At 41.2% G+C, this 13847-nt stretch carries 12 protein-coding genes; 10 read left to right on the forward strand and 2 right to left on the reverse strand.

Annotated elements, in window-relative coordinates; genetic code table 11:
• Both H5092_RS10115 and H5092_RS10120 read right to left on the reverse strand, forming a co-directional pair.
• Complete coding sequence (locus H5092_RS10115; RefSeq protein ID WP_024594702.1) at positions 1–2424, reverse strand: Lon protease family protein; 2424 nt, start codon at positions 2422–2424, stop codon at positions 1–3.
• Positions 2425–2501: 77 nt separating this feature from the next.
• A complete protein-coding gene (locus H5092_RS10120; protein WP_002958528.1) occupies positions 2502–2960 on the reverse strand; it encodes a zinc ribbon-containing protein in 459 nt (152 codons plus the stop codon).
• 175 nt (positions 2961–3135) lie between these two features.
• Here H5092_RS10120 and leuS point away from each other — a divergent pair, with 175 nt between their 5' ends.
• The 10 genes from leuS to H5092_RS10170 all read left to right on the forward strand — a co-directional run bounded on the left by leuS (position 3136) and on the right by H5092_RS10170 (position 13796).
• Entirely contained in the window at positions 3136–5724 is a 2589-nt protein-coding gene (leuS, locus tag H5092_RS10125) for a leucine--tRNA ligase (RefSeq protein WP_024594703.1), read from the forward strand.
• 1 nt (position 5725) lies between these two features.
• Positions 5726–6217 carry an LPS assembly lipoprotein LptE gene (lptE, locus tag H5092_RS10130; RefSeq protein ID WP_024594704.1) on the forward strand — a complete coding sequence of 164 codons (492 nt, stop codon included), beginning with the start codon at positions 5726–5728 and terminating at the stop codon, positions 6215–6217.
• Positions 6217–7254 carry a DNA polymerase III subunit delta gene (gene holA, locus H5092_RS10135; protein ID WP_002958525.1) on the forward strand — a complete coding sequence of 346 codons (1038 nt, stop codon included), beginning with the start codon at positions 6217–6219 and terminating at the stop codon, positions 7252–7254. Before lptE ends, holA begins: the two co-directional genes overlap by 1 nt.
• Before the next feature lie 17 nt (positions 7255–7271).
• Positions 7272–7907 (forward strand): nicotinate-nucleotide adenylyltransferase, encoded by a 636-nt coding sequence (nadD, locus tag H5092_RS10140; protein WP_182715652.1) that lies wholly within the window; start codon positions 7272–7274, stop codon positions 7905–7907.
• A 55-nt stretch (positions 7908–7962) separates the two neighbouring features.
• Positions 7963–8280, forward strand: a complete 318-nt coding sequence (gene rsfS, locus H5092_RS10145; protein WP_002958523.1) for a ribosome silencing factor — start codon at positions 7963–7965, stop codon at positions 8278–8280.
• Between the two features lie 37 nt (positions 8281–8317).
• The gene (rlmH, locus tag H5092_RS10150) at positions 8318–8788 is read left to right on the forward strand and encodes a 23S rRNA (pseudouridine(1915)-N(3))-methyltransferase RlmH (RefSeq protein WP_002958522.1); all 471 of its coding nucleotides are present in this window, start codon (positions 8318–8320) and stop codon (positions 8786–8788) included.
• Between the two features lie 9 nt (positions 8789–8797).
• Positions 8798–10666: a penicillin-binding protein 2 gene (gene mrdA / locus H5092_RS10155; RefSeq protein ID WP_154903378.1), complete on the forward strand. Its 1869-nt coding sequence runs from the start codon at positions 8798–8800 to the stop codon at positions 10664–10666.
• Positions 10663–11769, forward strand: coding sequence for a rod shape-determining protein RodA (rodA, locus tag H5092_RS10160; protein WP_002958520.1), 1107 nt, complete (start codon positions 10663–10665; stop codon positions 11767–11769). The genes mrdA and rodA overlap by 4 nt, the downstream gene beginning before the upstream one ends.
• Positions 11769–12533, forward strand: coding sequence for a septal ring lytic transglycosylase RlpA family protein (locus H5092_RS10165; protein ID WP_182695326.1), 765 nt, complete (start codon positions 11769–11771; stop codon positions 12531–12533). The genes rodA and H5092_RS10165 overlap by 1 nt, the downstream gene beginning before the upstream one ends.
• Positions 12534–12632: 99 nt before the next feature.
• On the forward strand, positions 12633–13796 hold the full coding sequence (locus H5092_RS10170) for a serine hydrolase (RefSeq protein WP_002958518.1): 1164 nt from the start codon (positions 12633–12635) through the stop codon (positions 13794–13796).
• Positions 13797–13847: the final 51 nt, after the last annotated feature.

A 13847-nucleotide genomic window follows, 5' to 3' on the forward strand; every position in this document is an offset into this window, starting at 1 on the left:
TTAACCTTTTTCGTTATCTAGTTCTTCGTCTTTTTCGTCATCGTTATCGCCATTAACTATGTCGGCAATTTCTTTAAGGCGAGCAAGCGCAATTCCGTTTACTGAGTTTTCTGGATACTGGTCATCAATAATATCGCCAGCTTCTATATCCATTAACAGGTTCAGCGCTTGGTCTACGGTTTCAACTGCGTAAATATTAAATTTACCCGCTTCAACTGCATTAAGTATTTCATCATCAAGCACTAAGTTAACTTGGTTTGATTTAGGAATGATAACGCCTTGCGAACCTGTTAAGCCACGCATTTTACACAGTTTGAAAAAGCCTTCTATTTTTTCGTTTACGCCACCAATAGCCTGTACATCACCATGTTGGTTAATAGAGCCTGTCAGTGCAATTGATTGGCTAATAGGTAGGCTTGTAATAGACGAAATAAGCGCACACAACTCTGCCAAAGATGCACTATCGCCATCTATATAACCGTAGCTTTGCTCAATAGCGATATTAGCGCTAAGCGTTAAGCTAAAGTGCTGCGCGTATTTATTACCTAAATAACCGGTAAGTAGCATTACCCCTTTTGAGTGAATTGCTTTACCAAGCTCGGCTTCACGTTCAACATCTATTACGCCATCGGCGCCAGCATAAACCGTTGCCGTGATACGCGCAGGGGTACCAAATGAGGTATCGCCAATGTGTAATACGGTTAAACCATTTACTTTACCAATGGCTTGGCCGTCGGTTGCAATAAGTGTGTGACCTTCTTTTATATCGCTTAGCATATTTTCACTAATTTGGCCGGTACGGTATTGCTTACCTTCAATGGCTTCATCAATATGATGCGCATCTACAACAGTTAATTTATCTTGTTTTGCGTAGTAACTTGCCTCTGCAACTAATTCAAGTACATCAGCAAAGCGCGCAGAAAGCTTATTGTGATGCTCTGCTTGGCGGTAGCTAAACTTAAGTAAACGCACCATAGCTGCTTGTGTGGTAGTGCACTTTAATGTTTGCTCGCAGTACTCGGTAACTTTAGTTATAAATTGGTACTGTAATTTATCGCTACTTGGTAAGTAGTAATCAAAGTCAGCTAATACTCTAAATAACTCTGCAAACTCTTCATCGTATTCACCTATGGTGTAATACAGTTCGCGCGAGCCTAATAAAATAATTTTTACATCAAGCGGTATAAGCTGCGGGCGAAGTGTAAAACTACTACCTACTGAGCTATCTTGATACGGTAAGTCGTTTTTAATTTGATGCGTTTTAAGCGAAAGTTTTAAACCATCCCACACTTGAGGGTTAGCCATTACCTTTTCAGCATCCATAATTAAATAACCGCCATTAGCACGGTGCAATGCTCCCGGCTGAATAGAGCGATAACTGGTAATTAAAGACCCTTGCGATGTGGAATACTCAATTTTACCAAATATATTACCAAATGTTGGATTGGGCTCGTACACCACGGGTGCTGCATCGTCTTCTTTAAACTCAACTAAAATATTAGGTGCAAAAAAGTCGGTAAGCATGCCTTTACGATCAAAGTCTTCTTTGCTTTCTTCGCTTTCGTCTTCGTCATCGAGCCACTCAAGTACCGCGTCTATAATTTCAACGCGTATATCTTTTAAATAACGCAGTACACCAATATGAGTTGCATATTTATGTTCTAAGTCTTTTAAAAGCGGTTTTGTGGCCTGCTCTGCAGTCGACTTTTTAAGATTACGCTGTTTTTCTTTTGATTCGCGCTTCCAGCGTGGCAGCTCAATTAACGCTTCTATTAATGCATCTTCTAGCTTTTCAATTTTTTCAAAAAACTCTTCGCGTAACGTTTCTTCAAGTTCGCCAAATTCGCTATCGCTTAATTGTTTACCATCTACAAGCGGTGCAAACCCAACTGAATTTTTTTCTTCGACTAATGCAACACTTTGCTCAAATGCCGCAATTTCTACTGCAGTAATAGCGCTGTCGTAGGCATCGTTAAATTCACGGTCGATTGATTTTTTTTTGCGTTGGTATCCTGGGTTATCAAATGCAGCAGGAAATGTGTCGAGTACTTCATCTAAAAATGAATCTATGTCGTCACTAAGTTGCTTGCTTTGACCTGCATGCATAAACAGCGCGATAGGCTCTCTGTGATCATCGTAATTATTTACGTATAACCATTCGTTTGGTGTTGGGCGGTCTTTTGCGTGTTGCTTAAGTTTATCTTTAACAAGCGTAAAGCGCCCATGGGCAGCCTCGCCCATTACATAAACGTTGTAACCAGGTAGTTCCATCCCTAAAGAGAAATCTAAGGCACTTTGGGCGCGTTGTTGGCCTATAAATGTTAGTTGCTCGGGGTATGGATTGCTCATACACGTATGTACGTGATTAGTAGAAATACTCGGTGCGAGCTTTGAAACAGATAGTGGCAGCAATTTTTTCGTCATTCTAACTTCTTTTTTTACCAACATATTCGCTGGCCTTTGGGCGTATTAAGTGGCCCGCAGCCACTTAATAATTATATTTAAGGGTGCAGCGCCTTACGACTAAAATAGATTCCATCACATTCAATACACGGTGTAATTTGTGTCGCGTGATAAACATCGTAACTATGGGTGCAATTCTTACATACTAATGTGCCCATGGCTATCCATTCGCCTGCGTGATACACACCATTGTGCTTAAAATCTTGACTAAGAGATTGCCACTCAAGCTGAGTTTTATCTTCTATGTGCGAAAGCTCAAACCATAAGGACTCTTTAAGCTCTTGCCATGCAAGCGAATTATAGTGCGATTCGTTTTCTTGGACATGTTCTATATCGCGCTGTAAATAACTTTTATATAAAGCGTATCTTTCTTGCCCTAAATCTTTAAGTGCCTGCTCAGATTCAACAAATCGAGTAACTGCGTCTTTTACTTCATGATCTTTTACATCTTTTAGCCATTTGGTTAAATCGCCAAGCCATGCTTTATAATCTGCCATTTTTTACTCCTTCAAAATTGCTGTTAAATCACCCTATAACTTAGATAAGTATAGGTTAACCTGAACTGAAGGTTAGAATTTATCAAAACCGCGTTTTTGACGCTGTGAATAGCACTTTATTTGGGGTATCCTAATGGCAATTTTTTATTAGTTTGCAAGAAGTCTGGAACCATAGATGCAAGAGCAATATAACCCGCAAGATATAGAGTCAAAAGTACAAAGCTACTGGGAAGAAAACCAGGTATTTAAAGTCACTGAAGATGAGAGCAAAGAAAAGTATTATTGCCTTTCTATGTTTCCTTATCCGAGTGGTCGACTGCATATGGGTCATGTACGTAACTACACCATTGGTGATGTTGTTTCTCGTTTCCAGCGCCTGCAAGGCAAAAACGTAATGCAACCTATGGGTTGGGATGCGTTTGGTTTACCTGCAGAAAACGCTGCTATTAAAAACAAAACAGCACCTGCTAAGTGGACATACGAAAATATTGATTACATGCGTACACAGCTTAAGCAATTAGGTTTTGGTTATGACTGGGATCGCGAAATAGCGACATGTCATCCAGAATACTACAAGTGGGAGCAGTGGTTTTTCACTAAGCTTTACGAAAAAGGCTTAGTGTATAAAAAAATGTCGACGGTTAACTGGGATCCAGTGGATCAAACAGTATTAGCTAACGAGCAAGTTATTGACGGTCGCGGTTGGCGTTCAGGCGCTGTGGTTGAGCAAAAAGAAATTCCACAGTGGTTTATTAAAATTACCGACTACGCACAAGAACTACTTGACGATTTAGACAAGTTGGAAGATTGGCCAGAGCAAGTTAAAACAATGCAGCGTAACTGGATTGGCCGCTCTGAAGGGTGTGATATTGAATTTAAACGCACCGATAACGACGAAACTTTTAGTGTATACACAACTCGTCCAGACACCTTTATGGGTGTGACGTATGTTGCTGTTGCTGGTGGTCACCCTATTGCACAAGAAGCCGCTAAAAATAGCGATGCTGTTGCAATGTTTGTTGAAGAATGCAAAAACACCAAAATTGCCGAAGCAGACATGGCAACAATGGAGAAAAAAGGCATAGCAACAGGCTTTTACGCAACTCACCCATTAACGGGCGAGCAAGTACCAATTTGGGTCGCTAACTTTGTATTAATGCATTACGGCTCAGGCGCTGTTATGGCGGTACCTGCACACGACCAACGCGATTTTGAATTTGCAACGGCTTACGGCCTAGATATTAAACAAGTAATTGCACCGGTTGAAGGCTCAGGTCTTGAAGTAAACCTTGAGCAAGAAGCATTTACCGATAAAGGCGTACTTGTAAATTCAGGTGAATTTGATGGTCTTGATTTTGACGCCGCGTTTAAAGCCATTGCCGACAAGCTTGAAGCACTCGGTGTTGGGGAGCGCAAAGTAAACTTCCGTCTACGTGACTGGGGTGTGAGCCGTCAGCGTTATTGGGGTTCTCCAATCCCAATGCTTAGCGACGAAGAAGGCAAAGAACTTGCAGCAACAGAAGATATGCTACCAGTTCGCTTACCAGAAGATGTGGTAATGAATGGTGTAACGTCACCTCTTAAAGCAGACCCTGAATGGGCTAAAACTACAGTAAATGGCGCACCTGCGTTTCACGAAACTGACACGTTTGACACCTTTATGGAATCATCTTGGTACTACGCACGCTACTGTAGCCCACGCTACGACGAAGGCATGCTAGATCCAGCGGCTGCTAACTATTGGTTACCAGTAAACCAATACATTGGTGGTATTGAGCACGCTATTTTACACTTATTGTACTCGCGATTTTTCCATAAATTATTACGTGACTTTGGTTTAGTAAATTCAGACGAGCCGTTCGACCGCTTACTTTGTCAAGGTATGGTGCTTGCTGAAACATTTTATCGTAAAGATGAAAAAGGCGGCGATGTATGGATTTCGCCAAGCGATGTAAATACCGAAACCGACGACAAGGGCCGCGTAACTAAAGCATGGCATAAAGAAGACGGTGAGCCGGTATTCTCATCAGGCATGAGTAAAATGTCGAAGTCTAAAAACAACGGTATAGACCCACAACAAGTAATTGCCCAATACGGTGCAGATACAGTGCGTTTATTTATGATGTTTACAGCACCACCAGAGCAAACGCTTGAATGGTCAGACTCAGGTGTTGAAGGCGCACATCGCTTCTTAAAACGTGTATGGAAATACGCAGTAGATGTTAAAACAGTAGGTTACCAAGCACTTGATAAATCAGCGCTCACTAACCCGCAAAAAGTACTACGTCGCGACTTACACAAAGCAATTGCTAAAGTGACTGATGATGTTGAACGTCGTCAAACCTTTAACACCGCTATTGCAGCCATTATGGAGCTTTCTAATAAGTTATTAAAAGCACCACTGAGCGACAAACAAGATGTAGCGATTGCTAACGAAGCACTTGAAGCATTAGTTATTATGCTTGCACCTATTACTCCGCATTTATCACATGAGCTTTGGAAAGAGCTTGGTAAAGAAGGCGAGATTTTAGATGCGCAGTGGCCAAAAGTTGACGAGTCGGCTCTTGTTGAAGATGAAAAACTAATCATCGTACAAGTAAACGGCAAGCTTCGCGCTAAGTTAACAGTGGCAGCTGATGCCACTCAAGAGCAAGTAGAAGCCCTTGCGTTTGCAGAATCTAACGTAACTAAATTTACGGATGGCGCAACTATTCGTAAAATTATTTACGTTCCAGGTAAACTACTTAACGTGGTAGCTAACTAATATGGCTGCATTTAACGCCATTAAAAATGGACTAGCCTTAGTGCTAGTCTGTTTTTTGTTATCAAGCTGTGGCTTTCATTTAAAAAAAGCCTCTAGCTTGCCTGATAACTTAAAACAGCTAACACTTGTAGGCGATGATGAAAAATCGACTTTATTTACTGAGCTTAAAAAAGAGCTTAAAGCGAGTAACGTAGAGCTAGTATCGTCAGCTAAAGATAAAGCCCAATTGTATTTACGCAAAGAAAGTATTGAACGCCAAACTCTTTCGCTGTTTCAAAATGGTCAGGTTGCTGAATACGAACTTGCTTATGGCGTGTCGTATGTAGTTAAACTCCCAGGCGAAAAAGCGATAGAAAAACGTTTTGAGCTTTACCGTAATTACCAAGACGATCCGGATCATGCATTAGCAAAAGCAAAAGAGCTTGAGCTACTCATTAGCGAGATTCGTGAGCAAGCCAGTCGTCGTATTGTTAGAGAGCTGTCGCAACTATAATGCGCTGCTACGCTAATCAACTACCGAGTGAATTAAATAAAGGGCTAAAGCCCTTTTATTTAGTATTTGGTGAAGAGCCTTTTCAAGAAGCGCAGTGCGTACAACAAATTCGCGACTGTGCTAAGCAACAAGGTTTTGATGAAGTAATTAAGTTTACTTTAATGCAAGGATTCGATTGGCAAGAAATCATAGCCCAGTATCAGAGCATGTCGCTGTTTAGCGCCCGCACTATTATTGAGCTTGATTTAAACCAACAAAAGCCAGGCGTTATTGGCAGCAATACCTTTAAAAAAGTAGTTGAGCTGGTTAATCCCGATACTATTTTAATTGTTAAAGGCGCTAAAGCCAGTCAAGAAGTACAACGTGGTGCGTGGTTTAAAGCCCTTGATAAACTAGGCGTGTTCGTACCTTGCTACCCACTTACGGGCTCTCATGTAAAACGATGGCTTGATGAGCAATGCCAACGTTTATCACTTAATATGCAAAGCGACGCCAAAGTAAGCTTAATAAATGCCACTGAAGGCAACTTATTAGCCTGTTTTCAGGAGCTTGAAAAGCTCTCGCTACTACACGGCAATGCATTAATTACTCAGCAACTAGTTATGCAAGGGCTGTTAAATCAAGCCAAGTTTGATATTTTTGATTTAAGCGATGCACTATTAAATGGCCACGCTAAACAAGCTATAAAAGTACTAAACAAACTTGCCAGCGATAACACCGAAGTGGTGAGTATTTTGTGGGCTATAACCAAAGAGCTCAATACACTTATAAGCGTGCAACTTGGTTTATTAAATGGCGAACCAATCGCTAATTTATTTAAACAAAAAGCAATTTGGAAAAACCAACAAGGTCCAGTTCAAAACGCAATTAACCGTTTAAATATGCACACACTGGAACAAATAAACAGTGATGTTGCGTTGTTTGATGCCAGTTACAAGCAAGGTAATTTAATTGCACCTTACCAAGCGCTTGCTCATATTTGTATTAAATTTTGCCAGCCGCTCAACATTCCTATGCCGTGCCACGCGGTTAATTAATAAATAATGGGTGTTAAATGATCGCAATTTTTGGTGGCACTTTCGACCCCGTCCATTTAGGCCATCTAAATATGGCGCAGCAATGCGTTAATGCGTTTAATTTAGATACGCTTTATTTTATGCCCTGTGCACTCCCTGCACATAAAGCAGCTCCGGGAATTAGTACGCAGCACCGTATTAATATGCTAAACGCAGCTATTGCACCTTATCCTCATTTTGAACTCGATTTAAGAGAGCTTAACCGAGCTGGTCCATCGTATTCGCTACTTAGTTTGCAAGAACTTCGTAAAGAGCACCCCACTACACCTATTTTATTTTTAATTGGTATGGACTCGTTTAACAATCTCGATAAGTGGTTTGAGTGGAAGGCAATAACACAGCTTTGCCATATTGTGGTGTACCAGCGCCCAGCTCAACATTGCACTGTAAAAGGTGAGCTCAAAAGCTATATGCAACACGCAAATACTGGCGAAGTAGCGGCACTTAAACACTCACTTGCAGGTAAACTTTATTTTTTACCGGGCGAAATGCTCGATGCGGCCTCAAGTACAATTCGCAAGCAGCTAAAAAAAAGTAATAAAAAGAATGAACTATTGCCCGATGCAGTGAGTCATTACATAGAAGTGCATCAGCTCTATCAAATTGATGCTTAAAAACTCCTAGCGTGTTAAAATGCGCGCCATTAAATTTTTAAATTGAGACAAAACCTTGGATTCAAAACAACTACTCGCCTTTGCTATGGACAAAATTGACGATATGAAAGCGCGTGACATCGTTCATATTGACGTAACTGAAACATCAGATATTACAGATTACATGGTAATTTGTTCTGGTACTTCTAAACGCCACGTACAGTCAATTGCCGATCACTTAGCAAAAGAAGCGCGTCATGCAGATTCAGAGCCACTAGGTTATGAAGGTGAAGGCGACGGCGAATGGGCACTGGTTGATTTAGGTGATGTGGTTGTACACGTGATGCAAAACGAAGCACGTAGCTATTACGATCTAGAAAAACTGTGGGGCTAAACGCTCACTCATTTTAGACAATGCTTGGAAGTAATACGTGAAAATACAAATGATTGCTGTTGGTACTAAAATGCCAGCATGGGTAGAAACGGGATTTGCAGAATATCAGCGCCGTTTCCCTAAGGATATGGCGCTAGAGTTAATCGAAATTCCAGCCGGTAAACGTGGTAAAAATGCAGATATAAAGCGTATTTTACACATTGAAGGTGAAAAAACATTAGCGGCTATTCCAAAAGGCAATCGTATTGTAACGTTAGAGGTAACAGGGAAAGCACTCGATACTCACCAACTTGCTAAAAATATGGAAAAATGGCAACTCGATGGCCGCGATGTAAGTTTACTTATTGGCGGACCTGAAGGACTTGCTCCAGAGTGTATTGCAGCGTCTGAGCAAAAATGGTCGTTATCTAATCTAACATTGCCGCATCCTTTGGTGCGTATAATTGTTGCAGAGAGCCTTTACCGAGGCTGGAGCTTAAATAACAACCATCCTTATCATCGCGAGTAACCCCTTGCCATGCTAAAACATAGACCCACTATTCGTGACCACTCCGCAGAAGCAAACTTATTTGCTAGGCGAGCATTCGTGGGTTTTGTTTTTGTATTAGGATTAGTCGCAGTATTGCTTTCTAATCTTTATACTATTCAGGTCGAAGATCACCAAGACTACCAAACCCGCTCCAACGATAATCGTATTAAAGTTATTCCTATTGCACCCAACCGTGGTTTAATTTACGACCGTAACGGTGTGCTACTTGCTGAAAACAAACCTGTTTACAACCTTGAGGTCATCCCCGAAGAGGTAGACGACCTTGACGAATCGCTTGATCAAATAAGTAAAATAATTGCGATTACAGAGCAAGACAAACAAGACTTCTTAAAAGATATAAAACACACCCGTCGTTTTAAATCACAAGTATTAAAAGCTCGCTTAGACGAAACAGAAGTGGCGAAATTTTCGGTTAATCAACATAAATTCCCTGGTTTTAGCATTGAGGCACGCCTTGCACGCTACTACCCATTTGGCGACACACTAACGCATGCGCTCGGTTACGTTGCCAAGCTTAATAGAAAAGAGCTAAACCAATTAGAACAAGAAGACCGTGCAACCAATTACCGCGCTACGCACGACATTGGCAAACTCGGCATAGAAAAATATTACGAAGAAACACTGCACGGTAAAGTAGGCTCACAACGGGTAGAAGTTAATAACCGTGGCCGTGTAATACGCACCCTGAGCATGACCCAACCGCAACCTGGTAGCGACCTAGTACTTACTTTAGACGTGGGCTTGCAACAAATAGCACAACATGCGCTTAAAGATATGCGTGGCGCTGTTGTAGTTATGGACGCCAAAGATGGCGGCGTGCTGGCACTTTATTCAAACCCAAGTTACGATCCAAACTTATTTGTACACGGCATTAGCAGCAAAAATTATAAAGCGCTGCTTAACCAAGACCGGCCATTAATAAACCGTACTACGCAAGGTCGTTATGCGCCGGCCTCTACGGTAAAGCCCTTAATGGCTGTATTAGCGCTTGAAGAAAATATAGTAAATGAAACAACATCAATGTGGGATCCAGGCTTTTTTGAAATACGAAACGTAGAGCATAAATGGCGTGACTGGAAACGTTGGGGCCATGGTCATGTAGATGTATACAAAGCCATTGAAGAGTCGTGCGATACCTATTTTTACGATGCGGCTTATCGATTAGGCATTACTAAAATAAGCGATTTTATGGCCCGTTTTGGCTACGGTGATTTGTCAGGTATTGATATTCACGAAGAAACTACTGCTATTCTACCTTCAAAAGAATGGAAAGAAGGACGCTTTAAAGAGTCTTGGTGGCCTGGTGATACTATTTCGGTAGGCATTGGCCAAGGTTACTGGACTGCCACACCAATTCAAATTGCAAATGCAACTAACATATTAGTTAATCGTGGTATTAATCATCCCCCTCATTTGGTGCAAGTAATAAAAAAAGATAGCGACATAACGCAAATTAACAACGAAGAAAAACCCCCTGTTATTTTAAAAGATCCGCGCCATTGGCAAGTATCGTTAGATGCAATGCATAATACAGTACAAAAAATATCAGGCACAGCCCACAAAGCATTTAAAGGGACTAACTACGACTCGGCTGGTAAAACCGGTACCGCGCAAGTAGTTAGTATTGCCCAAGGTGAGCGTTACGATGCAGAATCTCTTAAAGAGCGCCAACGAGATAATACAATTTATGTAGGCTTTGCACCTTATAGCGATCCTAAAATTGTGGTTTCTGTTGTATTAGAAAACAACCACGGCGGCATTCAAATAGCTCGCCAACTTATGGATTACTACTTTGCAGCCAACCCTGTTAATCTTGCAAGGAACGAGACACCATGACCGCTTTGCACGATAAACGCTCTATTTGGATGCGTATGCACCTCGACCTACCGCTGCTTATTGCACTACTTATAATGATGGCTGGCAGCATAATGGTTGTTTACAGCGCAAGCGGGCAAGAGTCTTCTATGATGATTAGGCATATGACCCGCATGGGCGGTGCGATTGTTGCTATGATTGTTTTAGCCCAGTTTTCGCCTGCCACGTTAAAGCGGTTAGTGATCCCACTTTATTGTGTTGGGTTATTAATGCTAGTCGGTGTACTTTTATTTGGAGTAAGCTCAAAAGGCGCGCAGCGTTGGCTCAATTTAGGGGTGACACGGTTTCAACCTGCAGAATTAATGAAGTTGGCAGTCCCGATGATGGTAGCTTGGTATATAGGTAGAAATCACTTACCACCTCGCCCGCTACATTTAATTATTGGTTTTATGATTGTAATGCTCCCTACATTATTAATTAAAGAACAACCCGATTTAGGTACCGCTATACTTATTGCAAGCTCAGGTATATTTGTATTATTTTTGTCTGGGTTGAGTTGGCGTTTAATAGGGTTTTTAAGCTCGATTGTAGCGCTTGCTGCATGGCCATTTTGGCACTACGGTATGCACGATTATCAAAAACAACGTGTACTCACCTTTTTAGATCCTGAGAGCGATCCGCTTGGTTCGGGTTATCATATTATTCAATCGAAAATTGCTATTGGATCAGGCGGCATAGAAGGTAAAGGCTGGTTGCTTGGTACACAATCGCAATTAGAGTTTTTGCCAGAGCGCCACACCGACTTTATATTTTCGGTTTTAAGCGAAGAATTTGGCTTATTCGGCGTATGTGTTTTACTTAGCCTGTACTTATTTATTATTGGTCGTGGTTTATACATTGCTGTTAATGCACAAGATGCATTTGGTAAATTGCTCGCAGGCGCACTCACCCTCACCTTTTTTGTATATGTATTCGTAAACATAGGCATGGTATCGGGTTTATTACCTGTTGTAGGCGTACCTTTACCACTGATTAGTTATGGTGGTACATCGATGGTGACGTTAATGGCAGGATTTGGCATTATTATGTCAATCGCGACAGATAAAAGGATGCTTTTAAAATAATGCGACACACGAATCAGTTTATATTTACTACATTATTAATTTTACTTTTAAGTGCTTGTAGTAGTGGGCCAAGTAGCCGTTATAGTATGCGTCATGATGCAGCGCCATTAAGAGCTCCAACTACACTTGAGATGCAAGACGCTATAGTTACCGAAACCACTAAAAGTGCTAGCGCTAGCCGCCCATACACAGTGCTTGGTAAAAGCTATTCGCCCATGCTTGATGAGACGGGTTATAGTGAGGAAGGCATTGCCTCTTGGTATGGTCGTAAATTTCATGGTTATCACACCTCAAATGGTGAAACGTATGATATGTTTGCCATGACCGCAGCGCATAAAACGCTGCCACTACCTAGCTTTGTTAAAGTAACCAATACAGCAAATGGTAAATCGGTAATCGTACGCGTGAACGACCGTGGCCCATTTCATGACGATAGAATAATTGATCTTTCGTACGCAGCCGCTTATAAGCTTGGCTACTACACCCATGGTACAGCAAAGGTTAAGCTAGAGGCCGTTACGCTTGCGGGCGCAACTGCGCGTCAAACCTATATTCAGGTAGCTGCAGGTAGTACACTTGCTAATATTGAAGCACTTGCCAGCACATTGCGAGAGCAATACAAATTACCAACAAATATTGTGCAAAAAGACGATATTTACAGATTGCATTTAGGGCCAATAAAAGACACCCCTCATGCAGACGAAGTATTAAAAAAATTAAAACAAAATCAATTTCAAAACGCGTTCTTGCTTTACACTCAGTAAGACTAATACCCAAACCAGCCCAAGATGCTCGCATCTCGGGGTAGTTTGGGTATAAAATGGCGTAACGCGAATCTTTAACTTTAACCATTAATGAGTATGATGAAATCTATTAAACATAAAATCCTCAAAGGTGTATGCGGCCTAGTTTGTACAGCCGCCGTATTCTCAGCCAGCGCCCAAATTATTCCGGCACCACCTCAAGTTAATGCGAAAGGTTATTTTTTAGTCGACTTTACAACAGGTAAAGTTATTGCTGAAGGTGAAGCCGATACACAGCTAGCACCTGCAAGTTTAACTAAAATGATGACCAGTTATGTAATTGGTACTGAAATTAAAGCAGGTAATATTGCCACTACCGATATGGTAACGGTAAGCGAAAAAGCATGGGCTAAAAACTTTCCAGAATCTTCAAAGATGTTTATTGAAGTAGGTAAACAGATTAGTGTTGATGAGCTTAACCACGGTATTATTATTCAATCAGGTAATGATGCATGTGTAGCAATGGCTGAGCATATTGCTGGAAGCGAAAGCGCATTTGCTGATTTAATGAATGCCCATGCTGCTAAATTAGGTATGAGCAACAGTCACTTTATCAACAGCCACGGCCTTGATACTGACGAGCACTTCACAACTCCACGCGATATGGCGACACTTGGTGCTGCTCTTATTCGTGATGTGCCAGATGAATATGCACTTTATAAGCAAAAATCGTTTACTTATAACGGCATTAAGCAATACAACCGTAACTCATTATTATGGGATGAAAGCTTAGATGTTGACGGCATTAAAACAGGGCATACATCAGAAGCTGGTTACAGCCTAGTTACCTCAGCAACTAAAAACGATATGCGTTTAATTGCTGTTGTTATGGGTACCTCAAGCGAACGAGCTCGTAAAGTAGAAAGTAAAAAGCTACTTAACTATGGTTTTCGTTTTTATGAAACAATTACTCCGTACAAAGCAGGCGATAGCTTTGCAGAACAACGTATTTGGATGGGTAACAAAGAGAACGTATCTTTAGGTATTTTAGAAGATACACCAATTACTATCCCACGTGGTCAGCATAAAAACCTTAAAGCTAACTTTGAGCTAGATAATACGCTTGAAGCACCACTTGCTAAAGGTACTAAAGTAGGTACGTTATTCTTACAACTAGAGGGCGAAGATATTGCTCAATACCCACTAGTTACACTTGAAGAAGTGGAAGAAGGCAGCTTCTTTAGCAAAATTTATGATTACTTACGCTTACAGATCATGCAGTAATTTATATCTCCCCTATTAACTAGGTAACTAATTTAAACGTCTCCACTGTGA

Source organism: Pseudoalteromonas sp. SR41-7 (assembly GCF_014163935.1).
Classification (GTDB): Bacteria; Pseudomonadota; Gammaproteobacteria; order Enterobacterales; family Alteromonadaceae; genus Pseudoalteromonas; species Pseudoalteromonas distincta.